Below are 25,959 nucleotides of genomic sequence, written 5' to 3' on the forward strand. Positions count from 1 at the left end.
CGCGAAGGATACAAAAGCGATGCGTTTTCTCGATAATCTTTCAATCGGCCCGAAAACCCTTTTGGTTCCTGTTTTTCTGATGGTTGTGATCATTGCGATGGGTATCGCAACGGTTCTGACATTGGAAAGCGAAAAGGAAACGCTGAACAACCTTCGCGTCGAAGCTTATGAACGCCGTTCCGATGCGCTGACACTCAGTGACGCACTGAACGAAGCGCACGGAAGCCTTTTCCGGATTCTGACGTGGGATTCCAACGGCGTTAATGCCGCCGCGGTTCCCGAACTTCGCGAAAAGGCCGGTAATCTGTCTACCGAACTGGCCCCGCTTGCCGAACGTCTGGCAGAAGTCGGCGGCGATGAATTTACCACCGCCTACGACACCTATATGAACGAAGTCGATCAGTTCCTGATCGAAAGCGAGATGAATATCTATGGCGCGCTTGAGGTTATTGCGCGTGCCGATGAGTCCTTCCGCGCACTGCAAGTACCGTTGCAGAAAATTCTCGTGCAGTCTCAGGAAGTTGCCACCACATCATTTGGCAACGCCCAAGCGCAGGCCGAAACACTTCAGAAGGTCTTCGTCATTGTCGCGATTGTCGTGATCTTTGTCGCGGCAGTCGTTTCAGTTTTTGTTTCACGCCGTATTTCGCGCCCGATGACCGATCTTGCGCAACTGATCGAACAGATTTCCAAGGGTGACCTTGATGTGGAAATTCGTGGTGTGCAGCGCCGTGACGAGATTGGCGTGGTTGCGCGCTCGGTAACCGTTCTTCGCGATCAGTCAAAAGAAGCCGAAACACTGCGTCATGAACGCGAACGCGTGCGAAAGATAGAACGCGAACGCCAGCTTGAACTGGTTAAGGCAACCGACAATTTCCAGCGTGCCGTCCAGGAAGCTCTCGGCGGATTTGACCGTGAATTCGGGTCACTGAACGGCTCGGCAAACGACATGGAACAGATTGCAACATCGGCCACCGCACGTGCTGCTGATGCCAACCATCATTCCGAAGCTGTCCTGCATCATATCGAGGCCGTATCACAAACCACCGCCAGCCTGTCAGAGGCCATCGGAGAAATTGGCCAGCAGGCACAGAAATCAGCCGAAGTTGCCGGACGCGCCCGCACTGAGAGTGAACATTCCCGCGCCCTGTTTGAACAGCTGACCGAAGCAACCCAGCGAATTGGTGATATTGTTACGCTGATCGAAGACATCGCCAACCAGACAAACCTTCTGGCATTGAACGCAACGATCGAGGCAGCACGTGCCGGTGACGCAGGCAAAGGCTTTGCCGTTGTCGCAGGCGAGGTTAAAAACCTTGCATCACAAACCGCCCGCGCGACCGAGGATATTTCGGCACAGGTCGAAGAAATCCGCGGTCTGACAGACAATGTTGTCAGTGCTCTTGAATCCGTTGCCAATGTTATTGGTGAAGTTGATCAATCAGCCGCGGCCATTGCGGCGGCGGTGGAAGAACAACAAGCCTCGACCAATGGCATATCGACCAGCATCCATGATGCCAATGGTGGCATGCGAACGGTTGCCGATGCAGTTGGTGCATTGGACACGGAAACCGCCCGCGTTCACACCGGATCGGAAAACGTTTCGCGTGCGACAAACACCCTGAATGCCGAAGCTGCCCGCCTGCGTGATGCGATCGACGGCTTCCTTGACCAGATCAACAAGAACAAGGCCGAGGCATAATAATGAGCGTCCCGCCGGAAAGGCCCGCAGACGACAGTTGGATCAACCGCCTTTCCAGCAGCCTCACCCCGAAATTTTTCAAAAACCTGTTTGTGGCACTTGGCATAGGGCTTGTGGGCGGGTTGATCGCACACGGCATCAATATGCCGCTTGCCTGGATGATGGGGCCAATGCTCGCGACATTTGTCGCCAGCCTGCTGCGTGTCCGCATGGGTATCCCGATGCGATTTCGCTCCGTTATTCTGGGTGTGATCGGCGTATTTCTCGGGGCATCCTTTACCCCAGATACCCTTGATCAGGCGGCCCGATGGCCGATCAGTATGATTGCGGTTCTGCTTTACGTTCCGATCATCACGCTTGTTGTTACCTGGTTTTACAGCAAGGTCGCAAAACTTGATCCGGCAACGGCTTTGTTTTCAGCCACACCGGGCGGTTTGACGCCAATGGTGGTTCTGGGTGCCGCCGCAGGCGGCAACGAACAGGAAATCGCCCTCACACAGGGTTTACGCGTTCTGCTTCTGGTCATGTCAGCACCATTGATCGTCCTTATGATCACCGGTGTCGTCGCAAGTGGTCATGGCGATAGCGAAGCCATCCAGATGACGTTGTCCGAGGGACTGATCACGGCATTCTGTGCGATTGCAACCGTCCTGGTTTTCCGAAAAATCGGCATTCCCGCCGCCGAAATGACCGGCGCCATGATGGCCAGCATGGTTTTGCATGTAACCGGCCTTGTAGAGGGCAATCTGCCCGGATGGTTATTGGCCGGAAGCCTTCTGATTCTCGGCTCGGCAATTGGCAGTCGCTTTGCCGGGGTAAAGCTTTCCTTCCTCGCCCGTCTTGCAGGTTATTCGATCTTTGCCACTCTGCTGATCCTTGCCTTCACCGGCGGAGTGGCCTGGTTTGTTTCTGATTGGCTGGATCTTGATTATATTGCTGTTCTGCTCGCCTTCGCACCGGGTGGCGTTGCGGAAATGTCCCTTATCGCGCTGGCGCTGAATGTCGAACCAAGCTTTGTTGCTTTCCATCATATCGTCCGCATTTTCGAGATCGTATTGCTGGCACCACTCATGGCAAAGTGGTTCGAACGATATCGTCAAAAGCGTTTAAACAACCTTTAGTTATAAAGCGTTGGCGTCTTACGATTAATTCGCTAATCTTTTCCTGCACATTCCGGGCGGGGAACAGAAAATGCAAACGAGGCTTTCGGGGCGGAGCTCGCAAACATTCGGCTTACACGGCCAAAGTCCTTTGCCGAAACGGCTCTTTGATCTTTCAGTTGCCACAACCTTACTTATCGCGGCCCTTCCTTTACTACTTTTGATAGCGATAGCCCTGAAATGCGATCATCGTGGCCCCGTATTTTTCAAACAGGTTCGCATCGGGTATCTTGGCAGGCCTTTCAATATTTATAAGTTCTGCACTCTTTGGGGTTCGATACGCCCGGACGGCACACCTCTGCCACCGACAAAATTCTGTAATTTCATTCGGCGCTGGGGTCTGGACGAGCTGCCGCAGCTTTTCAATATCGTTCGTGGTGATATGTCACTTGTCGGGCCGCGCCCGCATACACCAGCGGACAATCACGATTTCGCCCGGCACTTTGCGCTTTATAATGCACGCCATCAGGTGCCACCTGGCATCACAGGTCTGGCCCAGATCAATGGTTGGCGCGGCCCAATTCAGTCCAGTTTTGATCTGAAAAGCCGCCTTGACTGTGATCTTCTCTATATCAACCAGCAATCTTTGACATCTGACATACTTATTTTGATCTGCACAGTCACGCGCCCTTGGTACTGGGTGAATGGCCCAAAGCGCACATCCCCTGAAACACTGTCATCATGTCGTACCGGATGAAAAACGCTGGCTTTAAGACTGCTTCACTATGTTGCAGCATTCTGCTGGCCAACTGTTTCAATCCTGTGGCTTTTGCAAAGTCTGAAGCGACACAAAAGAACAGGCGAGATACAACAATTCAGCTTGGCCTTTTTGATTTGGTGCCATCGCTTTCGGTGACAGAGGAATTCAACGACAATATTTTTCTGTCCGATAGCTACCAAAAGTCCGACACCATTAGCCGGGTAGTACCTGCTTTAACCTTGCAATCAAATTGGCAACGGGCCCGCTTACGACTTGAAGCTCTTGGTGATGCTGGGTTTTACGCCAAATCAGGCGAAGATGATTATCTGGATGGCGAACTTGGTGTTTCCGCCGGATCGGATATCGGCCCGGCATTTGCTGTTGATGGCGATTTCCGTATCGCCAAAGGTCACGAAGATCGCGGCGGTGATGATATTCCGGCCGGTGCCAGCGAACCCGTCACCTATGACGAGAAAAATACTGAAATTGCCATTCGCTATTTTGCCGGTGATGTTCACTACCGAGCCGCCATGGCCTTTCGACAGCTTGATTTTGACGATACCGCGCTCACCAATGGGGGTATTGCCAATAATGATGATCGGGATCGGACTGAATTGCGGCTGATCATGCGGGCTTCTTATCAACTGGGACCAGGCCGCGAAGCTTATGGCGAGACCACCTTTAACCAGCGAGAATATGAAAATACCCCCGACGATCAGAGAATTTTTCGCAATTCAAACGGTTACCGATTGCTGGGCGGCATGACATTTGACCTTACCGATTTGATTAAGGCCGATCTCGGGGCTGGATGGATGTCGCAAATTTATGAGGATTTCCGTTTGCAAAATAACGAAGGGTTTTCACTTCGTGCCGCAACAACATGGAATATTACACGCATGACTGCGTTGGATTTCCGCGCCAAACGCGAAATCGGGGAAACCACCGTTACCGGTGCCAGCGGAATTATCGGTGAAAGCTTCGATGCCGGTATTGAACATGAACTACGGCGCTGGCTAAGCATCCGCCTTAACGCTGGCTATCAGCAGGATCGGTTTGAGGGGGCAGGACGGACTGACAAAGTAACGCGCTTTGGCGGAGGTGTGCGTTATGAACTCAACCGTTTTACGGAACTGGATGGTTCCTGGCGATATGACCAGCGTAAATCAAACGAAACCGGCCATGATTATCGCCGCAATCGCGCTTTGCTGACGCTTCGGTTGAAAATGTGATGTCATGAAAAACATAATTCTGACTGCAATCCTTTTGTTCGCGGTTTCAGGTGGCGTTCATGCCCAGACCGTCTACACGATTGATAGCGGAGACGAACTGCGTATCACGGTTTTCGACGAGGAATCTCTTTCAGGTGATTTCTCGGTCGGTGCAGACGGATCCGTCACTCTGCCCCTGATCGGAACGGTTACCTTGCGCGACCTCACGCCACAAGCTGCACAGCAAACCATCGCCAACGTCCTTGCAGACGGTTATCTACGCCATCCCGTTGTATCCATTGATGTTCTTCATTTCCGCCCCGTCTATATTATTGGCGAAGTCAATGAGCCCGGTGAGTACGGGTATGCTTCAGGAATGAACGTATTGAATGCCGTCGCACTTGGTGGCGGTTACACTTATCGCGCCGATCAGGATGACATCATTATCATGCGTGGCCGCGACGATAATCGCGTCGAGATTCAGGCCAACGAGCAAAGCATTGTATTGCCTGGTGATATTATTCACATCACGGAACGGTATTTTTAAAATTCGTTGTAAGCGAATAAGCGATCAATCTAATTGGAACGATTTCAAAAGATTGACGAAAAAATCTGTTTAAAGGTGAACCCCATCTTTACGGGCCGGTTTAACCATGATGAAATCCGGTCACGCGCAAAAGCGCCCCACCAAGACAATGCGCATCTCAGGGAGCCCCGAATGTCGAATACTGCGGAAATGCGTCACGGCGGACGCATACTGGTCGATCAACTTGCCCTTCATGGCTGCGAACGGGTTTATCTTGTTCCCGGTGAGAGCTATCTGGCTGTTCTCGATGGCCTGGTCGACCATCCCGATATAGAACCAATCATCTGCCGTCAGGAAGGCGGTGCCGCCATTATGGCCGAGGCGCACGGCAAACTGACCGGAAAACCCGGCATCTGCATGGTCACGCGCGGTCCAGGTGCAACCAATGCGTCGGCGGGCGTGCATGTCGCCCATCAGGACAGCACCCCGATGATCCTTCTGGTCGGTCAGATCGGGCGTGAAATGGTTGATCGCGAAGCCTTTCAGGAAGTCGACTATCGCAAGATGTTCGAACCGCTTTGCAAGTGGGTTGCCCAGATCGACGACATCAACCGCATCCCGGAATATATCAGCCACGCCTATCATATCTCGACATCCGGTCGCCCCGGACCAGTCGTCCTTGCTCTGCCGGAAGATATGCTGTCATCTGCAGCCGCAGTTGCCGATGCCAAACCCTATGTCCCGATCGAAGCCAAAACTGCGCCCGAAGATGTCGCCCGGTTCCGCGGTGCGCTAGCAGATGCGAAACAGCCGATCATGATCGTTGGCGGTGGTGGATGGACCGTAGAAACCACCGAAAACCTTAAATCGTTTGCAAAACGAAACAATGTTGCGATCGCCACCAGTTTCCGCTGCCAGGACTATGTCCCGAACACACACAGCCATTTCATTGGCGATGTCGGCATCGGGATCAATCCGGAACTGGCGCAATTCATTCGCGAAAGCGACCTTGTGATCCTTGTCGGGTCGCGCATGGGGGAAATGACCAGTAGCGGTTACAGCCTGCTTGAAATTCCCTGCCCGAAACAGAAACTGATCCATGTTTACGCAGGCCCCGATGAATTGGGCCGTGTTTATCGCCCTGATATCGCAATCAATGCATCCCAACGATCATTCATCCGCGCCATCGCCATGATGGAACCGGTGGATGGAAGCGAACGCGAAGAACAGATTGAAACGGCCCACACTTCATATCTGAAATTCTCGACCCCGCTTGACACGCCGGGCGATGTAAAGATGGCCCATGTCGTCGCACAGCTTCGCGAAATCCTGCCCGAAGACGCAATTGTGTCCAACGGGGCTGGCAACTATGCCGCCTTCCTGCATCGATTCTTCCGGTATGGCAAATATCGCACCGAGCTCGCACCGACTTCGGGTTCGATGGGCTATGGCCTTCCAGCATCTGTAGCCGCCAAGCTGACCCACCCGGATCGCCCGTCGATCTGTCTTGCCGGTGACGGATGCTTTTTGATGCACGGCCAGGAATTCGCAACCGCGGTTCAGTACGGTGCCAACATCATCGTGATCGTGGTCAATAACGGCATGTTCGGTACCATCCGCATGCATCAGGAACGCAATTATCCCGGTCGCGTTTCAGGCACCCAGCTGCACAACCCGGATTTTGCAGCCTACGCTGTCGCTTTTGGCGGACATGGCGAAACCGTTACCAAGACCGAAGATTTCGGACCGGCTTTTGAACGCGCCATGAATTCGGGAAAACCGGCGATTATCGAGGTACAGGTTGATCCGCAGGCCTTAACCCCGATCAAGACACTGGATCAAATTCGCGCGGGCAGCTGATCTGTGAAGCTATGAAATATGGCGAGGTCACTTACCAGTTGGCAGGGTGATCTCGCCCTTTTCAAGAGCCTTGCGCAATTTGGTAACTGCTTCTGCAAGCTTCTCGTCAATGACATGCAAATAAGCTGTCCAATCCGAAAGCTTTTTAAGCTCTTCCTTGCCATCAGAAATTCCGCGCAGGCCGATCAAAGGTACGTCAAACTTCTGACAGACCCGCAAGATGGCATAGGTTTCCATATCCACCATATCGGCATCAATCGCGTCATAAGCGACACCCGATACAACGTTTGCGCCCGTAGACAAACGTGCTTCCGCGATACCTGGAATGCGATAAGGCAATTCCATAACTGCCGGAAGATTCAGATAGGGCGTAATCCCCTTCTCAAAACCAAGTGCTGAGCAATCCATATCGCGGTAAGACACAGATGACGCCTGATAAACCGCCGCCTGCTTAAGCGTGCGCGAACCTGCCGATCCAAGGGTTACCACCAGATCGGGCAAATCGCTCACCAATTTCAGCTCCGTCAAGGCTGCGCTCAGATTAAGTGCCGCCTCAACCGGACCGATGCCGATCATCAGTGGTTTGAACAGTTTTTCAAGATGAGGGCCATATTCCTGATTTGCCGCCATGGCAAACAGCACATTGGTTCCGGCAAAATCATGAAGATATCCGTGCATGTCTCATCCATCTCATCTGCGATTGATCAAGATGCAGATTAGTGGTCAGAAAACGCTTTGCCAGCCCTTAATTGGGCGGATTTGAAAATATTCTTGGGAAATTGGCGCACCCGACAGGATTCGAACCTGTGGCCTTTGCCTTCGGAGGGCAACGCTCTATCCAGCTGAGCTACGGGTGCGCAATAGGCATCGGGCAGCACGACCCGAGCGGTTGGGTGATACAGGTTTTGTCCGTCGCGGGCAAGGATTTTTGACGGCCCCTGCCAATCAGCATCCTGTCGACCGTTTGGTTAAATTCTGGTTGCTGCATATCACAGCGATCAGCTTTCGACATCACGTCGCTCATAGGGATCCCGTACGATCCAGGTCCCGTTCCATTCCCGGTCCTGTTCACGGCGCTGCAGACGTTCCATTCGGTTAAGCATGAGCTGGGCGGCAAAATCGCTGCCGATACCCTCCTGAACTTCCTCAAACAGCGGTTGCGCCTTATCAAACTGGCCCTCGCGATAAAGCGCAATCGCCATCTCATAGGTTTTGCGCCACTCGCGACGTTCATCGCTCAGCTGTCCGGACTGCGCCAGCACTTCATAGAGATAGACCACATGCTCGGTCCCCAGCAGCACGACATGGTCAAGATCACGCATCTCGATTTCGCCGGCTGCCATGCTGGTGGTTTCATGCGACGCCAGAATTTGCGTACCATAAATCCGGTTGGCCTTTTCAAGACGGTTGGCATAGTTCACACAGTCGCCGACCACCGTATAAGACCGTGATTTATCCGTCCCGATGGAGCCGACAACGACCTCGCCGGTTGCAATACCAACGCGAATATCAAGTCCGTGATCGCCAATCAGGTCGGCATATTTGGTCTTTAGCGCATTAAAGCGTGCCACCTGCTCCAACGCTGCCAGACAGGCATGCCCGGCATGGCTTTTTTCCCCACAGAAGGGCGGGCCCCAGAAACCGATCACCCGGTCCCCGACAAAGTTATCAATAATGCCGCTGTGGTTGGCAATCGGTTCGGTCATGGCGGTCAGATAATCATTCAGAAAATCGACGAGTTTCTCGGGCGGGATATGCTCCGCCATCCAGTCAAAATTGGTCAGGTTGACGACGCTAACCGTCATTACACGCTTCTGCGAGGTCTCAAGCGCGGTTTCCTGCGACAGCAGGTTATTGATAATCTTTGGATCAATATATTTGCCAAACCGTTCGCGCATCCGGAACCGGACACGTAATTCACGCGTCATTCGGTTAAAGGCATCCGCCAAACGGGCAAAATCGCCCTTGCCCTTGAAATCAAGGCTGGTATCGAGCTTTCCCGACTGCACGCTGTTTAACGCATTGGTCGTATCACGAACCGCTTTGACCACTGCCTGCGCCAGATAGTAGGCCAAGGAAATGCCAATCACCACCGCGGCCAGCATCATGATGAATTCGGCCTGGATCAGGAAATCTTCGCGGGCTGAGACATTTTCGACTGTTTCGCTGGAATATTTTTCCAGCAGCAAAATCTCGCTGCGCAGATCAAGCACGATATTGCGATGAATGCCACGCACCAGATTTTCCTGACGTTGCGCATCGTCAAGATCGCCATCGCGTACCCTGCCAAGCAGCCGTTCAACCCCCAGATTGAACTGGGCGGCAATATCGGCAAATTCACGCATCCGCACATCAAGATCAAGCAAGACGCCCTGATCAAAATGACCTGATGCCTGTGCCCGGCCAAGGGCTGCCGATGTGAACGCCTTGCGAAAAGCCTGTTCGATCTGGGTCTGCTTGGCATCAATTTCGATTTCGATGCCACTCAAAAGCGATGCATCCGGTCCTTCATTCTCGACCACACGCATATAACGGTCGATCAGCGAAATCTGCTCAAGCTGACGGGAACGCACATCGGAAAGCGCATCCTTCACCGGCGTGACATAGCGCGACACCGCTTCAAGATCGCCATTGATCCCCAACGACTGAATGACGGAGAACCCGGTAGCCACCACAAGCCAAACGACAAAAAAGGCCGCGACACCCAGGAACTTCGCCCGAACGGTCCTTAGCATGCCGGTCCTGATCCTCCGAAAAACATGGCTGAAAGCACCACCAAATACGCAAAGGCGATAGGTGCCATATCGTGATGGTCGCACCGCGTAACAAGCATCGCAACCATATGCAACTGATTAAAAATGCTACCTGATCGGTGATCCACGGTCAAAATGCAATCAGTTGACCCGACACGAAAAATCCCGCGCGGTACCGCCACCCTTTATCCAACGTCCGATATCGCCGATCACCGTTGGCCCATTCAGGTCCCGCAACAGCATGTGATAGCCGTCGCGATAAAGACAAATCGTGCTTTGATCGCTATTTGACGCCCGCATGTTATCTGCAATCGCGGCAACCGCCCCCGGTGGAATAACCTGATCCTGCTGACCTGACATCAAAAGTGTCGGAATATCGATATCTCCACCGCGCTGATGCGCCAAATCCATCAAATCTGCCAGTCCTGCAACCATGTCGACCCGCACCGATTTCATCATGTACGGATCACGAGATAGACGACGAAGCATTTCTATATTGTCAGACGGCCATATATCAAGCCCCTGCCCCGACAGGGGCAACCACGGCAAACTATTGGAAATCATCGATAATGGCGCTGTCTGATACCATGGCATCATGTCGCGGTTCCAGACTGCCGGTGCGACCAGAATAACCCCGTCCATCCATTGGGGGCGCGACGCAGCTGTCACAATTGCAACTGCACCCCCCATCGAGTCCCCCATCAAATAGATCGGTCGCCCCGGATATCGCATGCGAAGAATGACGAGCATATCAGATGCATCATTGATCAGGCTTTGCGTTCCCGGCCAGAATGGCCGTGTCGCCGTGCGGCCAAATCCGCGCTGATCATAGGCAAAAAGCGCAATATTTTCAGAAGCTAACGCCGTTCCGGCTTCGTCAAACGCGTTCGCATAATCGCCAAACCCATGCAGACCAAGGATTACCGCATCCGGATCATCAACCGGCCCCCAATACTGCAACGGCAAAGATGCCCCATCAGACGCCATAAACGCATTTTCGGTCATTCTAACGCTGGCGATCGGATCGCCAGCGGGAATTACCGTCGGCGCGCAGCCCGCCAGCCAAAATGCGAACCCAAGCCCGACAAACCACGACAATGCCTTCTGAATGTGATGAATTGCCGTCCCCAAATCATGTTGCTTTGCATTTACAGATCAAATTAAGGCCAAAAAACAAAACCCTGCAAGCAACTTGCAGGGTTTTGAAGGATGGTAAGACGCCCCGAAAATCAGGCCGCCTTGCCCGCACGGGCCTTGTCGTTATCACGAGTCAGCATCAGGAAGATATCTTCAAGATCGCCCTCCTCGATCGACAGGTCGGTAATCGCAAGACCGCAGCCCTGAATGGCGTTGAGAATTTCAGCCATCTGGGTGTTGCTGGGCCGGTAATTCAGCGCGATCTGGTTTGCGGCCTTAAGCTCAGCACCCCACGGGGTCAGTTCCTCGGGTACGGCATTGAGTGCATTTTTAACTGTCAGAATCAGGGTTTTATGATCGATACGACGCAGAAGACTGCGCTTGTCTTCATGGGCAATCACATTGCCCTTGTTGATGATCGCAATCTCGTCACAAAGCTCTTCGGCTTCTTCAAGGTAATGCGTGGTCAGAACAATCGTAACGCCCGCCTTGTTCAGTTCCTTCACATAGGCCCAAAGCTGCTGACGCAGTTCGATATCAACCCCGGCCGTAGGTTCATCCAACACCAGAACCGGCGGCATATGAACCATCGCCTTGCCGACAAGAAGACGTCGACGCATCCCGCCCGAAAGTGAGCGGGAATAGGAATCGGCCTTGTCAGACAGTCCAAGGGCGGCAAGAATCTCGTCCGTACGACGTTCCGCTTTGGGGACACCATACAGGCCTGCCTGCAATTCCATCGCCTGACGCGGCGTGAAAAATGCATCCAGATTAAGTTCCTGCGGCACGATCCCGATTGAACAACGCGCAGCACGCATTTCGGTTTCGATATCGTAGCCCCAGATTTTTGCCGTACCGCTTGTCTTGGTGACAAGACCAGCCAGTATATTGATAAAAGTGGACTTTCCGGCACCATTCGGACCAAGAAGGGCAAAGAAAGAACCGCGTGGAATTTTCAACGACACATTGTCCAGTGCCAGTTTTTCGCCGTTCGCACCCTTATAGAGCTTGGTCAGCCCTTCGACTTCGATGGCGTAGTCGGGCATTGCAGTCATGAATGCGTGATCTCCGCTCTTTTCCGCGTGGCTTGTTTGCGCTAAGACCATGCGGAAGTGTTGATTGAATATGCGCAATCGGTATCATCCCCATGAAAGCGGGGTCAATGGCTCTTGGACCTGTTTCAGGCCGATGATCAACCGATGGCAACACCGATGCCTGTGCTAACTGGGAAGCTGGATATATGAAGATCACCGAAGAAATCAAAGTCGGCAGCCTCAATGTTGCCTGTGACGGCGGCAAAGGTCACCTTGGCCATCCCACCGTTTACCTCAATCTTGAGGAAAAGGGCGAGGTGGTCTGCCCTTACTGCTCAAAGAAATATATTTTCGACAAATCCCAGGCCGAGCACGCAGCCCATTAATCTATTTTGCCTGACCACAGGTAAAAGGAACCAGCGCCCAAGCTGCCAATATCGTTGATCCCGGCAGCTTTTCGCTGACTTAATGACTGTCGCATGTCTTTGCCGTCGCGGCATTGTTCGCGGCACATCCACGGGGAAATCCTATGACGTCTGCACCAACCGCTCTTAACAGCTATCGTGCCCTTCCGGATCCGGACGGACATTTCGGCAATTTCGGGGGCCGCTTTGTCGCCGAGACCCTGATGCCGCTGATTCTCGAGCTTGAGCAGGCCTACAAGGATGCCAGGAAAGATCCGGCGTTTCAGAAAGAACTCGACTATTACCTGAAGCACTATGTCGGTCGCGCAAATCCGCTTTATTTCGCCGAACGCCTGACCGAACATCTTGGCGGTGCCAAGATCTATTTCAAGCGCGAGGACCTGAACCATACCGGCGCGCACAAGATCAATAACTGCATCGGTCAGATCCTTCTGGCCAAACGCATGGGCAAAACCCGCATCATCGCCGAAACCGGCGCAGGCCAGCACGGCGTTGCAACAGCGACGGTTTGCGCGCGCTTTGGTCTGCCCTGCACGGTTTATATGGGCTCGAAGGATATCGAACGTCAGTCGCCGAACGTTTTCCGCATGCGCCTGCTGGGTGCCGAAGTCAAACCAGTCAAATCCGGTTCCTGCTCGCTCAAGGATGCGATGAACGAGGCCCTTCGTGACTGGGTCACCAATGTCGAAGATACCTTCTACATCATCGGGACGGCGGCGGGTCCGCACCCCTATCCGGAACTGGTTCGCGATTTCCAATGCGTGATCGGCAACGAAGCCAAAGAACAGATTCTTGAGCAGGAAGGTCGCCTGCCCGATCAGGTAATCGCGGCCGTTGGTGGTGGATCAAACGCAATCGGTTTGTTCCACCCGTTCCTTGATGACAAGGATATCGAGGTGGTTGGTGTCGAAGCTGCCGGTCATGGCGTGCACACCGGTAAACATGCCGCCAGCCTGAGCGCTGGAAAACCGGGCGTTTTGCACGGGAATCGCACCTATCTGCTGATGGATGACGACGGACAGATCAAAGAGGCCGACTCGATTTCGGCCGGTCTTGATTATCCCGGTATTGGGCCGGAACATAGCTGGCTTAAAGATATTGGTCGTGCGCGTTACGAGCCGATCACCGACAAAGAAGCGCTGGAAGCTTTTAAACTTTGTTCGGAACTCGAAGGCATTATTCCCGCGCTGGAATGCAGTCACGCCATCGCGCAGATCATGAAAGAAGCCCCCAAAATGGGTAAAGACAAGATCATTCTCATGTGTCTGAGCGGCAGGGGCGACAAGGATATCTTTACCGTGGCCGAAGCACTGGGAGTAGAACTGTGAGCGACGCAATCATCGGCGGCCAGGACCGCATCGCCAAACGTTTCGCGAAGCTCAAAGAAGAAGGTCGTGCCGGTCTGGTCACGTTCATCACCGCAGGTGATCCCGACCCGGAAGCATCGTTTGAAATCCTTAAAGCCCTGCCTGCGGCAGGTGCGGACGTCATCGAACTCGGTATGCCATTTACCGATCCGATGGCGGATGGTCCCGCCATTCAGGAAGCCTCGATACGCGCCCTGGCAGCGGGGATGCATATGCGCAAGACCCTGTCGCTGGTCCGCGGTTTCCGTGATCAGGATCATGAAACGCCAATTATTCTGATGGGGTATTACAACCCGATTTATATTTATGGCGTGGCAGAGTTTCTTGAAGATGCCCGCAATGCCGGTGTTGATGGCCTGATCGTTGTTGATCTGCCGCCCGAAGAAGACGCCGAGCTTTGCGTCCCGACCGTGGAAAAAGGGTTGTCGTTCATTCGTCTGACGACACCGACCTCTGATGACAAGCGCCTGTCGAAACTCGTTCAGAATACGTCGGGCTTTGTTTATTATGTTTCAGTTGCCGGTGTTACCGGTGCCGGTTCAGCAACCAATGACCAGATTGTTGAAGCGATGGCGCGTCTGCGTCGCCACACGGATCTTCCGATTGCAGTTGGCTTTGGCATCAAGAACGCGACCCAGGCCGCAGAGGTTGCCCGGCAGGCCGATGCTGCTGTGGTCGGCTCAGCAATCGTATCAAAAATTGCCGAAAGTCTTGACGAAAACGGCAAGGCCACCGATAAGACCGCCTCTATGGTCACAGGCCTTGTTCGCGAACTTGCAGACGGGGTACGCAACGCGCGTAAATAACGCTGCGCGCTGCCGTGAAATGACCGATATAGGCAAAACCAAGGATCAGTATCCGATATGTCGTGGCTGACAGAATTCGTCCGTCCCAAGATTCAGAAACTTGTTCGCCGCACCGAAGTGCCCGAAAATCTCTGGCATAAGTGCCCGTCTTGCGAACAGATGATCTTCCACCGTGACCTGGCAAAGAACAAACATGTTTGCCAGCATTGCGGCCATCACATGCGCATTTCCGCCAAGGAACGTCTGGAACTCCTGTTCGATGATGGTAAATACCAGACCATCGAACTGCCGAACGTTCCGGTCGATCCGCTGAAATTCCGCGATCAGAAAAAGTACACCGACCGCCTGAAAGCAGCACAGGCCAAAGCAACCTATAAGGATGCACTGGCTGTTGCCCACGGGGAAGTCGGTGGCCATGCAACCGTCATTGCGGTATTCGATTTTTCCTTCATGGGCGGATCGATGGGTACTGCCGTTGGCGAAGGCATTGTTGCGGCTGCCGAACTGGCAACCGTTCAGGATGCGGCCCTCATCATCGTTCCGGCATCGGGCGGTGCACGCATGCAGGAAGGCATCCTTAGCCTGATGCAGATGGCGCGCACCACGGCCGCGATCGAGAAGGTCAAGGAAAAGGGCCTGCCCTATTTCGTCCTTCTGACCGATCCGACCACCGGTGGTGTTTCTGCATCCTTCGCCATGCTGGGTGACATCCAGATTGCCGAGCCAGGCGCACAGATCGGTTTTGCCGGTCGTCGCGTGATCGAAAACACCATTCGTGAAAAGCTTCCCGATGATTTCCAGACAGCAGAATATCTTCTGGATCACGGGATGGTCGATATGGTCGTGCCGCGCGGTGAGTTGAATGAAACCATCGGTCGCCTGATCGATATGATCCGCCGCACCAAGCCGGGTGCCGCGATCGTTCCGATCAAGGATGCAAAAAAGAAACCCGCGAAAAAGGCCGAGACCGAAGGTGACAACGCCAAGAAGTGACGCCATTCTTGCGCGTCTGGGCCAGCTTCATCCAAAAGTGATCGACCTTTCATTGGGTCGGATTACCCGCTTGCTCGACAAGCTGGGTAATCCGCACCTCAATCTGCCGCCAGTCATTCATCTGGCCGGAACCAATGGCAAGGGATCAACGCTGGCTTACCTGCGTGCCATCTATGAGGCCGCAGGCCTTCGTGTTCACACTTCGACCTCCCCGCACCTTGTTCGCTTTCACGAACGCATACGTCTGGCCGGTGAACTGATCAGCGAAGACATACTGTGCGACCTTCTTGAAGAAGTCGAAGCAATCAATGATGGCGAACAGATAACCTTCTTTGAAATCACCCAGGCAGCAGCTTTTCTGGCCTATTCACGGGTTCCGGCAGACGTTGTTCTGCTTGAAACCGGTCTTGGCGGGCGGGTTGATGCATCCAACGTGATTGATAAACCGGCTTTGACCGTCATTACACCGATCTCGCTTGATCATCAGGGGTTCCTTGGCGATACGATTGCCAAAATCGCCTTTGAAAAGGCCGGAATCATGAAGCCGGGTGTGCCGTGTGTACTTGCGCCTCAAAGCCTTGAGGCATTTGATACGCTTGCCCGCCACGCTGGCGATATAGGCAGCCCCCTGATCACGAATTTCGCCGTTACCGCCGAGCGCGAGGATGGCTTCACACTTCGTATCACCGAAGAAGAATTTGATCTGCCCTTGCCCGCCTTGCCCGGTCGCCATCAATTCATCAATGCCGCAACCGCCATTATTGCCGCCCGCAAGGCCGGTATTCCGAATATCGCAGGCCCGGATTTGGCAACGATTTCCCGCGGCATTACCCAAGCCAGTTGGCCCGCCCGCCTTCAGAAGCTGACCAAAGGCCCGCTGTGCGATGCCATGCCTGACAAATGCGACCTGGTTCTGGATGGTGGCCACAACATCGCCGCCGCAGAAGTCATCGCAGACTGGCTTTCCCGACAATCCACGAGTGAAACGGTTGTGATTATGGGAATGCTCGACAACAGGGATCCCATCGCATTTCTGCGGCCGCTGGCCCCGCATATCGCATCATTTGCCGGGATTCCGATCCCGGGTGATCATGAAGTCCACAGTGCAGAAACATTGCGTGATGCTGCCGTTAAGGCCGGAATTGCCAATGCTTATGCCTGTAACACGTTGAATGATGCGCTGGCAGTTCTGAAAAACAGCATCAATCAACCCAAAAGGGTTTTGATTTTGGGTTCGCTCTATCTGGCGGGTGTTGTTCTGGAAAATCACACCTGAACTGACACATCCGGCAATCAGATTTCCGGCAAACGCACTTTGCTGTGTACCGCGGATGAATTGCCGCCGCCCATACCACTACCACTTGATGACCCGTCATCATCTTTACGCAGGCGAAGACTGCCAGCTTTGTGCACCTTGCGCCGGTCGCCGGTTACACCGGGCGGCAACCCACCCAAAGCAGTCTCTTGCGAAACCTGATTTCTGACTTGTCCGATCCGATCATAACGTTCGGCTTCACGCCGAACATTACGACCAGCAACCCATGTATAACCCAGCACATAAAGCAGAAATCCACCAACCCCGATGGTCAGGGTCAGGAACTGCAAAACTGGCAGGAAGCTTCCGAATAGCTGTCCGCCGCCGTAAATCATGAAAATGCAAACCGCCGCTACGGGTGCCAACGCAAGAAAGAATATCCCGCGCACCTTGTGACGGATCGGCCCGTAATGCATCAACATCGCATAAAACAGATACATCAGCGCGATGAACACGACGAGCTTGATCAGCAGCACAAAATGGTCGGCCGCAGGAAGGCGCTGATTGCGATCATAAACGCCAAAAACCACGAACAGACCGTGCAGGAAAAACCCGAAAATCCCAAAAGTAATCAGAAAGCGCAGCCACGAGGACACGCTAAAAAATCTGCGCCATCCCGATCCGTTGGATCGCGCAACCCGTTCAGCTTTCCTGATTTTTTTGTGCCGATTTGCCAGCTTCATGTCGTCATGAAGCTGGCGCGTCGGTTCTGCGGTTTCAATGCCGATGCCTTGCGGCTTGAAAACCGGTTTATCTTCCATCGCCGGCAATGACCGGTTCTCCCGTTTCCCAGAGCGAAGTTGCACCACCATCAACCATATCAATCCCTTTGCATCCTGATAAGCCCAAAGCGACATGCTGCCGTAAATGGCAGGAATCATATCCTGATCAAAATTTCGTTTTGATTTCGATATGATATTGGAGACGCCTGCAACCAACTGACAGGCTCCTGTCAGGAGTAAAGCCAGAAACAGGCGGTATATTCCCGCTTTCGACGATGCCCCACTCGACTTAGCCGACCGGATCGGGCATTCTGCGGACCATCAAATCAAATGAATGAATGAGCATTAGACGCATGACAGATTCTGCGCCATCCACCAGCAAATCCCCCCGCCGCGTCGTTCTGGTTGACGGGTCCGGCTTTATCTTCCGGGCCTTTCACGCCTTGCCACCAATGACAAGCCCCGACGGTACGCCGGTGAATGCAGTGTATGGCTTCTGCACCATGCTGATGAAATTGCGCGAAGACACCAAGCCTGATCACATGGCGGTTATCTTCGATACCAAGGGAAAATCGTTCAGAAACGATTTCTATCCCGAATACAAGGCGCACCGTCCGCCGCCCCCGGAAGAATTAGTCCCCCAGTTCGGGCTTATCCGTGATGCAACGCGTGCCTTCAACCTGCCTTCGATCGAACTTGAAGGGTACGAGGCCGATGACCTGATCGCGACCTATGCCCGACAGGCTGAAGCCGAAGGTTCCGATGTGATTATCGTGTCTTCGGACAAGGACCTGATGCAACTTGTCACGGACCGGGTGCAAATGTTTGATGCGATGAAGAATCGCACCATTGGCGCGCCGGAAGTTCTGGAAAAATTCGGCGTCACACCGGATAAGGTCATTGATATCCAGGCATTGGCTGGCGATTCCGTTGATAACGTACCCGGTGTGCCCGGCATCGGTATCAAAACCGCAGCCCAACTGATTGATGAATATGGCGATCTGGATGGCTTGCTGGAACGTGCAGGAGAAATCAAGCAACCCAAACGCCGTGAAAAATTGATCGAGAATGCCGAACTGGCTCGCATTTCGCGCGATCTGGTGACCCTCAAAACCGACGTTCCGGTTGTCGAGAAACTTGATGGTTTTGAGCTGCGCGAACCTGATCCTGATGTTCTTTTAAGCTTTGTTTCAACACATGGCTTTAAATCACTGATTTCTAAAATAAAGGCAAAGTTCGGTGGCTCTGTTGATGCAGACGGCGTTGTGGAGCCGGGAACCGGTGTCAATGATATCAGCGTTGAAAAGGCAGAATATGAATTGATGCAGGATGAAGATCGCCTAAAGCACTGGATTTCAATGGCCGAATATGCCGGTACGGTTGCTGTCGATACCGAAACCACATCACTGAATGCCCATCAGGCCAAACTGGTTGGCATTTCGCTTTCGACCGAACCGGGCAATGGCTGCTATATCCCTGTTGGGCACGGACAGGGTCATGGTGAAAGTGGCGAAGCACAGGGTGGATTTGATTTTGATGCCCCCGCCGAGGCACCGACAGAAATCGAAGTGCCAAAGCAAATCCCGCTGGATCGCGCGATTGCCTTGCTCAAACCCCTTCTGGAAGACCCGGGTGTTCTCAAGGTCGGCCAGAACCTGAAATACGATATGATCGTATTGTCCCGTCACGGCATTAATGTCGCCCCGATAGACGACACCATGGTGCTGTCCTATGTTCTGGACGGCACAAGCCACGGCCATGGCATGGATGAATTGGCCGAACTGCATCTGGATTACAAACCGATCAAGTTTTCCGATGTTTGCGGATCAGGCAAAACACAGATCACCTTTGATCAGGTCCCGCTCGACAAGGCGCTTGATTACGCCGCCGAAGACGCCGATATCACGCTGCGCCTGCATCGACTTCTAAAGCCGCGGATTGCACAGGAACACATGGCCAGCGTTTATGAAACGCTGGATCGGCCACTCGTCCCTGTACTGGCCAAAATGGAGAGCCTTGGCATCCGTATTGATGCCGACAAGCTCAAAACCCTGTCGAATGACTTTGCCAAGCGGATGGCTGCCCTTGAAGAAACCATCCATGAAATGGCCGGTGAACCGTTCAATCTGGGCAGCCCAAAACAGCTTGGCGAAATCCTGTTTGAAAAGATGAGCCTGCCGGGCGGGAAAAAAACCAAAACCGGTGCATGGCAGACCGGCGCGGACGTTCTTGAAGCATTGGCGGCTCAGGGACATGACCTGCCGACCAAAATCCTTGAATGGCGGCAGCTTTCAAAGCTCAAAAGCACCTATACCGATGCTCTTGCCAATCACATTAATCCTGAAACCGGCCGCGTCCACACAAGCTACGGCCAGACCAATGTGAATACCGGTCGCCTTTCGTCAAACGATCCCAACCTGCAAAACATCCCGATCAGAAGCGAGGAAGGCCGTAAAATCCGTACCGCCTTTATCTCGGAGCCCGGCTGTAAACTGATTTCTGCCGACTATTCGCAGATCGAGTTGCGCCTTCTGGCGCATGTGGCCGAAATCGATGCCCTTCGTGATGCCTTTAAAAACGGCGAGGATATCCATGCCGCCACGGCATCCAAGGTGTTTGGTGTTCCGATTGAAGGCATGGATCCGATGGTCCGCCGCAAAGCCAAGGCCATCAATTTCGGCATCATTTACGGGATTTCGGCCTTTGGCCTCGCCAACCAGCTTGGTATCCCGCAAAAAGAAGCCAAAGCCTTTATCGAAGCCTATTTCGAAATTTATCCCGGCATTCGCGATTATATGGAACAGGCAAAAGACTTCGCCAAAAAGCATGGCTTTGTCAGAACTCTGTTTGGCCGTCATATTCATATCAACGGCATTAATGATAAAAACGGGATGCGGCGAAGCTTCGGCGAACGTGCGGCCATCAACGCCCCTATTCAGGGCGGTGCCGCTGACATCATCAAACGCGCCATGATTGCCGTTCCCGGTGCCCTTCTTGATGCGGGGCTTAAAACCCGCATGCTGCTTCAGGTTCATGATGAATTGATTTTCGAGGCCCCCGAAGATGAAACCGAAAAGGCCGTTAAGGTGATCCGCGAGGTTATGGAAAATGCCGCACACCTGTCCGTACCGCTTATCGCAGATGCCGGTATCGGGGATAGCTGGGCGGATGCACACTGATCAGTTCAATATCCAGATCCTTAATCATGACAAAAGCCCCGGCAGTACTGCCGGGGCTTTTGCGTAAAATGCATCGATTGGCGATGGTTTATAGACCCAGAACGTCACGCATTGAATAAAGACCGGGCTTCTTGCCCTCGGCCCATTTCGCGGCATGTACCGCCCCCTTGGCGAAAACTTCGCGTGATGATGCCTTATGAGTAATTTCGATCCGCTCACCCTCGCAGGCAAAAACAACCGTATGGTCGCCCACAACGTCGCCACCACGCAGCGTTGCAAAGCCAATGGTGCCGTTTTCGCGTGCGCCGGTATGCCCGTCGCGTGAGCGCACCGAAACCGCATCCAGATCGACCCCACGGCCCTTTGCCGCCGCTTCGCCAAGGCCAAGTGCCGTGCCGGAAGGTGCATCAACCTTATGCTTGTGGTGCATTTCAACGATTTCAATATCAGCCGTATCCTTATCAAGGATCGCCGCAACCTTCTCGACCAGCGCAAAGGCAAGGTTCACACCGACACTCATATTCGGTGCGAAAATGATGGTTGCTGTTTTGGCTGCGACCTTAAGCTCTGCTTTCTGATCATTCGAAAGCCCGGTCGTGCCAATCACAAGGATTTTACCGGTTTCGGCTGCCAGCTTGGCATGGTTCATGGTTGCCGCCGGTGCGGTGAAGTCAATCACCGCATCAACAGCTTCAAACAATGCCTTGGGATCGTCACCTACCAGAACACCGCTTTCTTCCAGACCGGCAATCAGGGTGACGTCCTTGCCAACAAAAGGGCTGTCTGGCAGATCGGTACCACCGCCAACCTCGCAGCCTTTGGTTTTAGATGCTTCATTGACCAGCATCCGCCCCATACGGCCGGCACATCCGACAATTCCGATCTTCATTTCCGCGTCTCCTAGCAACAAAGCGTGCAAATCATGCCTTTGCTTTAGCACAGGCCTCTAACCGCGCAAAACAAAACCCCCGACACGTCCGCCGGGGGTTTGAATTTCAGACTGAAATGCTGTGTTTGAACCTAGTCGGTCAGGTCTTTCCAGATTTCCTTCATCTTGGAAAAGAAACCTTCGCTTTCCGGGTTACTGCCCTCTTCGCGCGAAATCTCGTCAAACTCTTTCAAAAGTTCTTTCTGCCGCTCGGTCAGTCTGACAGGGGTTTCGACACTGATTTCAACGAACATGTCACCACGCGCCTGCGACCGCAGGATGGTCATGCCCTTACCGCGCAGACGCAGTTGCTGTCCCGATTGCGTACCTTCCGGGATATTGATCCGGGTGCGCGTCCCCTCGATTGTTGGCACCTCAATGGTGCCGCCAAGGGCTGCCTTGCTCATTGGGATCGGAATCCGGCAGTACAGGTTCGCCCCGTCGCGCTGGAAGAAGCGATGGTTCTGGATATCTAGGAAGATATACAGATCACCTGCCGGTGCACCATTGGCACCGGCTTCACCTTCGCCCGCCAGACGAATACGAGTACCATCCTCAACACCGGCCGGAATCGTCACCGACAGGGTCTTTTCCTGCTCAACGCGGCCAACACCATGACAGGATTTGCAAGGATTCTTGATAATTTTGCCTTTGCCATGACAGCTCGGGCAGGTGCGCTCGATCGTAAAGAAGCCCTGCTGCGCGCGGACCTTGCCGTGACCATTACAGGTCGGACAGGTTACCGGCTGCGAACCGGCCTCCGCACCGCTGCCATGGCATTCTTCACAGGCAACCGACCCCGGAATGGTGATCTCGGCCTTTTTGCCTTCAAACGCTTCTTCAAGCGAAATCGCCATATTGTAGCGAAGGTCGGCCCCGCGCGACGATCCACCACCACGGCGGCCACCGCCCATGGCACCGAAAATCTCGTCGAAAACGTCGGCAAACCCGCCGCCGCCGAAACCACCGCCAAAGCCGCCCCCGAAACCACCGGCACCGCCCGGCCCACCTTGCTCAAACGCAGCGTGACCAAAACGGTCATAGGCAGCACGCTTTTCCTGATCTTTCAGGACTTCATAGGCTTCGTTAACTTGCTTGAATTTTACTTCGGCTTCGGTATCGCCCGGATTTTTATCCGGATGATACTTCATCGCCTGTTTACGATAGGCGCTTTTGAGCGCGGCAGCATCGGCGTCTTTGCCAACACCCAACAGCTCGTAATAATCTTCTTTCGCCATCTGTAACTCCGAAACACGGTCGGGCCGTTCCCGCAATTCTCTGCGTCCGGAACGGCCCGATTTTTATTTACAGGGCGTCGTTCAAGACGACCTCTGCGGTCGCCTTACTTGTCTTTTTTGCTGTCATCGACTTCTTCGAAGTCGGCATCAACAACACCGTCATCGGCCTGTGCGGATGCGTCAGCAGATTCACCTTCACCACCTTCTTCGGCCTGCTGTGCCTGATACATGGCTTCGCCAAGTTTCATTGCAGCCTGCTGAAGTTCGTTGACCTTCGTGGTGATTGCTTCCGGATCTTCACCGTCCTTGGCTTCTTTAAGCGCAGAAAGAGCGTCTTCGATCATTGATTTCGCCCCGGCATCAACCTTGTCACCGTGTTCGGCAAGGTTTTTCTCAGTCGAATGAATGACGGCTTCCGCCTGGTTACGGGCTTCGACAAGCGCTTTGCGCTTTTTGTCGGATTCCGCATTGGCTTCGGCATCCTTGACCATTTTTTCGATCTCGTCATCGCCAAGACCACCAGATGCCTGAATACGGATCTGCTGTTCCTTGTTGGTCGCCTTGTCTTTGGCAGACACGTTGACGATACCGTTGGCATCAATGTCAAAGGTCACTTCGATCTGCGGAACCCCACGCGGTGCCGGCGGGATACCGACCAGATCAAACTGGCCAAGCATCTTGTTGTCGGCAGCCATTTCACGTTCGCCCTGGAAGACGCGGATGGTCACGGCCGTCTGGTTGTCTTCAGCGGTCGAGAAGGTCTGCGACTTACGGGTCGGGATCGTGGTGTTACGGTCGATCAGACGGGTGAACACGCCGCCAAGGGTTTCAATACCCAGCGACAGCGGGGTCACGTCAAGCAGAAGAACGTCTTTGACGTCGCCCTGCAAAACGCCACCCTGAATTGCTGCACCAAGGGCAACAACTTCGTCCGGGTTTACACCTTTGTGCGGCTCACGACCGAAGAACTCTTTAACGCGTTCCTGAACCTTCGGCATACGGGTCATGCCGCCAACCAGGATAACATCGTCGATTTCGCCTGCAGTAATGCCAGCATCTTTAAGCGCGGCCTTACACGGGGTCATCGTGCGTTCGATCAGATCACCCACCAGACCTTCAAGCTTCGCACGCGACAGCTTGATGTTGAGGTGTTTCGGACCAGATGCATCAGCCGTGATGAACGGCAGGTTGACGTCGGTCTGCATCGACGAGGAAAGCTCGATCTTGGCTTTCTCTGCGGCTTCTTTCAGACGCTGCAGGGCCAGACGATCTTTGCGCAGGTCGATCTGCTGTTCTTTTTTGAACTCGTCAGCAAGATAGTCAATGATCTGTTTGTCGAAGTCTTCACCACCAAGGAAAGTATCGCCGTTGGTTGACTTAACTTCAAAGACACCGTCGCCGATTTCCAGAACCGAGACGTCAAAGGTACCGCCACCAAGGTCATAAACGACCACGGTGCCACCATCTTTCTTGTCCAGACCATATGCCAGTGCTGCTGCAGTCGGCTCGTTGATGATACGCTTTACTTCGAGACCGGCAATTTTACCGGCGTCCTTGGTTGCCTGACGCTGGCTGTCGTTGAAATATGCCGGAACGGTAATAACGGCTTCGGTTACCGGTTCACCCAGATGGGCTTCTGCGGTTTCCTTCATTTTCTGAAGCACCATGGCTGCGATCTGGCTCGGTGCCATTTTCTCGCCATTGACTTCAACCCATGCATCACCATTGTCACCCGCGACAATTTTGTACGGGACAAGGTCTTTGTCTTTTTCGACTTCCGGGTCACCATAACGACGACCGATCAGACGTTTAATCGCAAACAGGGTGTTTTCCGGGTTGGTCACTGCCTGGCGTTTCGCAGGCTGACCGACAAGGCGCTCACCGTCATTGGTGAATGCAACCATCGACGGAGTGGTACGGGCACCTTCGCTGTTCTCGATCACGCGGCCTTCTTTGCCGTCCATGACTGCGACGCAGGAGTTGGTGGTGCCAAGGTCGATACCGATAATCTTGCCCATAGTAAGTTCCTCTTTTAGCGGCCGGTCCGTCCCGCAGCCTTCACGATCTTAAGCGCTGCGCAGGACCTCCTGGGACCAATGGTTTTAATAGTCTCAAAATTCGTGGGGTAATTACCCCGCGCACCTATATATGAAAGTCATCAAAAACTCGCAAGCGGTGAAAACGGGGAATCTCGGGTGAATTTTACTCTGAAACGTGTATTTCGGTGTCCTGAACCGGTTCCAACACCGTTTTCCCGAACGAAATTACATCTTTTCCAGCTGTTTGCGCGGACAAGGTTAATGAAATTCGCTGGAAGCATATCGGGGTTGCCGACACAGCAAAACCACTCAAAGAATCTCGAGAACCCGCTTCAAACCTCGACTTTCACTAATCACACGGCCCGAGGATCGGGACTGCATCGAGCCTGACGCAGCAGGCGATCAAGCTTGCCGGCAAGATCAGTCTTTTCTTCCGCACCCAGAAATCCCGCAATCTCGAAACGCTTTCCATGCGATCGCAAATAAAGTTCGCATTGGTCATCATCACCCCGTTCAAGCACCACCTGAAGCCAATAGGGTTGAAAATCAAATTCCTGTCGCGTCCCGCGCGCCGAAATTCTGGTGACCCGCAAATTGCCGTGACGCAATTCAATCCGCTCCTCCGCCCGTGCTGCACGGAAACTGAAATAAAAGGCAAGCGACAATAGTATCACGTCAACACCAAGAAAACCGATCACCGGCCACGCCCCGACCAACCAGAAAATAAGACCGATAGTCGATGTGACACACGCCATCGCAATAACGATATTGCGTGCCGCCCGCCTGCCAAGCGAACGCGGCGGATGCAGATTAACCCGAAATATCGGCTTTTCTGTTCTTGGTACGGCTGGCATGGCTATCAACCGG

Annotated in this window: 21 protein-coding genes and 1 tRNA gene; 12 read left to right on the top strand and 10 right to left on the bottom strand. The window is 53.5% G+C overall.

Features of this window, described 5'->3' with window-relative positions; translation table 11 throughout:
• The first annotated feature begins 19 nt into the window (after positions 1-19).
• The 6 genes from TH3_RS19820 to TH3_RS19845 all read left to right on the top strand — a co-directional run bounded on the left by TH3_RS19820 (position 20) and on the right by TH3_RS19845 (position 7,156).
• Positions 20-1,702 (top strand): methyl-accepting chemotaxis protein, encoded by a 1,683-nt coding sequence (locus TH3_RS19820; protein WP_007088606.1) that lies wholly within the window; start codon positions 20-22, stop codon positions 1,700-1,702.
• Between the two features lie 2 nt (positions 1,703-1,704).
• The gene (locus TH3_RS19825) at positions 1,705-2,823 is read left to right on the top strand and encodes an AbrB family transcriptional regulator (RefSeq protein ID WP_007088605.1); all 1,119 of its coding nucleotides are present in this window, start codon (positions 1,705-1,707) and stop codon (positions 2,821-2,823) included.
• Between the two features lie 70 nt (positions 2,824-2,893).
• Positions 2,894-3,559, top strand: coding sequence for a sugar transferase (locus TH3_RS19830; RefSeq protein WP_082242522.1), 666 nt, complete (start codon positions 2,894-2,896; stop codon positions 3,557-3,559).
• Positions 3,556-4,791 carry an outer membrane beta-barrel protein gene (locus TH3_RS19835; RefSeq protein ID WP_040060237.1) on the top strand — a complete coding sequence of 412 codons (1,236 nt, stop codon included), beginning with the start codon at positions 3,556-3,558 and terminating at the stop codon, positions 4,789-4,791. The genes TH3_RS19830 and TH3_RS19835 overlap by 4 nt, the downstream gene beginning before the upstream one ends.
• Positions 4,792-4,795: 4 nt before the next feature.
• Positions 4,796-5,317 carry a polysaccharide biosynthesis/export family protein gene (locus tag TH3_RS19840; RefSeq protein ID WP_007088602.1) on the top strand — a complete coding sequence of 174 codons (522 nt, stop codon included), beginning with the start codon at positions 4,796-4,798 and terminating at the stop codon, positions 5,315-5,317.
• Between the two features lie 171 nt (positions 5,318-5,488).
• On the top strand, positions 5,489-7,156 hold the full coding sequence (locus tag TH3_RS19845) for a thiamine pyrophosphate-binding protein (RefSeq protein ID WP_007088601.1): 1,668 nt from the start codon (positions 5,489-5,491) through the stop codon (positions 7,154-7,156).
• Between the two features lie 27 nt (positions 7,157-7,183).
• Here the strand turns inward: TH3_RS19845 and TH3_RS19850 are convergent, their stop codons facing one another.
• The 5 genes from TH3_RS19850 to TH3_RS19870 form a co-directional block, all read right to left on the bottom strand.
• Positions 7,184-7,834: a 5'-methylthioadenosine/S-adenosylhomocysteine nucleosidase gene (locus TH3_RS19850; protein WP_007088600.1), complete on the bottom strand. Its 651-nt coding sequence runs from the start codon at positions 7,832-7,834 to the stop codon at positions 7,184-7,186.
• Positions 7,835-7,936: 102 nt separating this feature from the next.
• Positions 7,937-8,013, bottom strand: a tRNA-Arg gene (locus tag TH3_RS19855).
• Between the two features lie 141 nt (positions 8,014-8,154).
• The gene (locus TH3_RS19860; protein WP_007088599.1) at positions 8,155-9,891 is read right to left on the bottom strand and encodes an adenylate/guanylate cyclase domain-containing protein; all 1,737 of its coding nucleotides are present in this window, start codon (positions 9,889-9,891) and stop codon (positions 8,155-8,157) included.
• Between the two features lie 159 nt (positions 9,892-10,050).
• On the bottom strand, positions 10,051-10,914 hold the full coding sequence (locus TH3_RS19865) for an alpha/beta hydrolase (protein WP_139328097.1): 864 nt from the start codon (positions 10,912-10,914) through the stop codon (positions 10,051-10,053).
• A gap of 224 nt (positions 10,915-11,138) precedes the next feature.
• On the bottom strand, positions 11,139-12,101 hold the full coding sequence (locus TH3_RS19870) for an ABC transporter ATP-binding protein (RefSeq protein WP_007088597.1): 963 nt from the start codon (positions 12,099-12,101) through the stop codon (positions 11,139-11,141).
• Between the two features lie 185 nt (positions 12,102-12,286).
• Here TH3_RS19870 and TH3_RS19875 point away from each other — a divergent pair, with 185 nt between their 5' ends.
• From TH3_RS19875 to TH3_RS19895, 5 genes are all read left to right on the top strand, one after another.
• Entirely contained in the window at positions 12,287-12,466 is a 180-nt protein-coding gene (locus tag TH3_RS19875) for a zinc-finger domain-containing protein (protein WP_007088596.1), read from the top strand.
• Positions 12,467-12,609: 143 nt separating this feature from the next.
• On the top strand, positions 12,610-13,833 hold the full coding sequence (gene trpB / locus TH3_RS19880; protein WP_007088595.1) for a tryptophan synthase subunit beta: 1,224 nt from the start codon (positions 12,610-12,612) through the stop codon (positions 13,831-13,833).
• The gene (trpA, locus tag TH3_RS19885) at positions 13,830-14,678 is read left to right on the top strand and encodes a tryptophan synthase subunit alpha (RefSeq protein WP_007088594.1); all 849 of its coding nucleotides are present in this window, start codon (positions 13,830-13,832) and stop codon (positions 14,676-14,678) included. Before trpB ends, trpA begins: the two co-directional genes overlap by 4 nt.
• Positions 14,679-14,735: 57 nt before the next feature.
• Positions 14,736-15,671, top strand: a complete 936-nt coding sequence (gene accD, locus TH3_RS19890; RefSeq protein ID WP_007088593.1) for an acetyl-CoA carboxylase, carboxyltransferase subunit beta — start codon at positions 14,736-14,738, stop codon at positions 15,669-15,671.
• Complete coding sequence (locus TH3_RS19895; protein WP_007088592.1) at positions 15,652-16,947, top strand: bifunctional folylpolyglutamate synthase/dihydrofolate synthase; 1,296 nt, start codon at positions 15,652-15,654, stop codon at positions 16,945-16,947. Before accD ends, TH3_RS19895 begins: the two co-directional genes overlap by 20 nt.
• Before the next feature lie 17 nt (positions 16,948-16,964).
• On the opposite strand, the gene TH3_RS19900 is transcribed toward TH3_RS19895, so the two are convergent.
• Positions 16,965-17,867 carry a hypothetical protein gene (locus TH3_RS19900; RefSeq protein ID WP_174441864.1) on the bottom strand — a complete coding sequence of 301 codons (903 nt, stop codon included), beginning with the start codon at positions 17,865-17,867 and terminating at the stop codon, positions 16,965-16,967.
• Positions 17,868-18,061: 194 nt separating this feature from the next.
• Here TH3_RS19900 and polA point away from each other — a divergent pair, with 194 nt between their 5' ends.
• Positions 18,062-20,887 (top strand): DNA polymerase I, encoded by a 2,826-nt coding sequence (polA, locus tag TH3_RS19905; RefSeq protein ID WP_007088590.1) that lies wholly within the window; start codon positions 18,062-18,064, stop codon positions 20,885-20,887.
• An 88-nt stretch (positions 20,888-20,975) separates the two neighbouring features.
• On the opposite strand, the gene dapB is transcribed toward polA, so the two are convergent.
• The 4 genes from dapB to TH3_RS19925 form a co-directional block, all read right to left on the bottom strand.
• The gene (gene dapB, locus TH3_RS19910; protein ID WP_007088589.1) at positions 20,976-21,776 is read right to left on the bottom strand and encodes a 4-hydroxy-tetrahydrodipicolinate reductase; all 801 of its coding nucleotides are present in this window, start codon (positions 21,774-21,776) and stop codon (positions 20,976-20,978) included.
• 131 nt (positions 21,777-21,907) lie between these two features.
• Positions 21,908-23,053, bottom strand: coding sequence for a molecular chaperone DnaJ (gene dnaJ, locus TH3_RS19915; RefSeq protein ID WP_007088588.1), 1,146 nt, complete (start codon positions 23,051-23,053; stop codon positions 21,908-21,910).
• 104 nt (positions 23,054-23,157) lie between these two features.
• The gene (dnaK, locus tag TH3_RS19920) at positions 23,158-25,071 is read right to left on the bottom strand and encodes a molecular chaperone DnaK (RefSeq protein WP_007088587.1); all 1,914 of its coding nucleotides are present in this window, start codon (positions 25,069-25,071) and stop codon (positions 23,158-23,160) included.
• Positions 25,072-25,445: 374 nt separating this feature from the next.
• Positions 25,446-25,946: a DUF2244 domain-containing protein gene (locus tag TH3_RS19925; RefSeq protein WP_037988936.1), complete on the bottom strand. Its 501-nt coding sequence runs from the start codon at positions 25,944-25,946 to the stop codon at positions 25,446-25,448.
• Positions 25,947-25,959: the final 13 nt, after the last annotated feature.

Origin of the sequence: Thalassospira xiamenensis M-5 = DSM 17429, from assembly GCF_000300235.2 — a bacterium.
GTDB classification, from domain to species: domain Bacteria; phylum Pseudomonadota; class Alphaproteobacteria; order Rhodospirillales; family Thalassospiraceae; genus Thalassospira; species Thalassospira xiamenensis.

What these genes read in the sequence shown, in the direction of transcription:
- TH3_RS19845 (WP_007088601.1), top strand. Translation starts at nt 5,489, where the DNA reads ATGTCGAATACTGCGGAAATGCGTCACGGCGGACGCATACTGGTCGAT.
- TH3_RS19850 (WP_007088600.1), bottom strand. Translation starts at nt 7,834, where the DNA reads ATGCACGGATATCTTCATGATTTTGCCGGAACCAATGTGCTGTTTGCC.
- dnaK (WP_007088587.1), bottom strand. Translation starts at nt 25,071, where the DNA reads ATGGGCAAGATTATCGGTATCGACCTTGGCACCACCAACTCCTGCGTC.
- TH3_RS19860 (WP_007088599.1), bottom strand. Translation starts at nt 9,891, where the DNA reads ATGCTAAGGACCGTTCGGGCGAAGTTCCTGGGTGTCGCGGCCTTTTTT.
- TH3_RS19840 (WP_007088602.1), top strand. Translation starts at nt 4,796, where the DNA reads ATGAAAAACATAATTCTGACTGCAATCCTTTTGTTCGCGGTTTCAGGT.
- TH3_RS19830 (WP_082242522.1), top strand. Translation starts at nt 2,894, where the DNA reads ATGCAAACGAGGCTTTCGGGGCGGAGCTCGCAAACATTCGGCTTACAC.
- TH3_RS19925 (WP_037988936.1), bottom strand. Translation starts at nt 25,946, where the DNA reads ATGCCAGCCGTACCAAGAACAGAAAAGCCGATATTTCGGGTTAATCTG.
- TH3_RS19825 (WP_007088605.1), top strand. Translation starts at nt 1,705, where the DNA reads ATGAGCGTCCCGCCGGAAAGGCCCGCAGACGACAGTTGGATCAACCGC.
- dapB (WP_007088589.1), bottom strand. Translation starts at nt 21,776, where the DNA reads ATGAAGATCGGAATTGTCGGATGTGCCGGCCGTATGGGGCGGATGCTG.
- TH3_RS19875 (WP_007088596.1), top strand. Translation starts at nt 12,287, where the DNA reads ATGAAGATCACCGAAGAAATCAAAGTCGGCAGCCTCAATGTTGCCTGT.
- polA (WP_007088590.1), top strand. Translation starts at nt 18,062, where the DNA reads ATGACAGATTCTGCGCCATCCACCAGCAAATCCCCCCGCCGCGTCGTT.
- TH3_RS19835 (WP_040060237.1), top strand. Translation starts at nt 3,556, where the DNA reads ATGAAAAACGCTGGCTTTAAGACTGCTTCACTATGTTGCAGCATTCTG.
- TH3_RS19820 (WP_007088606.1), top strand. Translation starts at nt 20, where the DNA reads ATGCGTTTTCTCGATAATCTTTCAATCGGCCCGAAAACCCTTTTGGTT.
- accD (WP_007088593.1), top strand. Translation starts at nt 14,736, where the DNA reads ATGTCGTGGCTGACAGAATTCGTCCGTCCCAAGATTCAGAAACTTGTT.
- TH3_RS19865 (WP_139328097.1), bottom strand. Translation starts at nt 10,914, where the DNA reads ATGACCGAAAATGCGTTTATGGCGTCTGATGGGGCATCTTTGCCGTTG.
- TH3_RS19900 (WP_174441864.1), bottom strand. Translation starts at nt 17,867, where the DNA reads ATGATTCCTGCCATTTACGGCAGCATGTCGCTTTGGGCTTATCAGGAT.
- dnaJ (WP_007088588.1), bottom strand. Translation starts at nt 23,053, where the DNA reads ATGGCGAAAGAAGATTATTACGAGCTGTTGGGTGTTGGCAAAGACGCC.
- trpB (WP_007088595.1), top strand. Translation starts at nt 12,610, where the DNA reads ATGACGTCTGCACCAACCGCTCTTAACAGCTATCGTGCCCTTCCGGAT.
- TH3_RS19870 (WP_007088597.1), bottom strand. Translation starts at nt 12,101, where the DNA reads ATGACTGCAATGCCCGACTACGCCATCGAAGTCGAAGGGCTGACCAAG.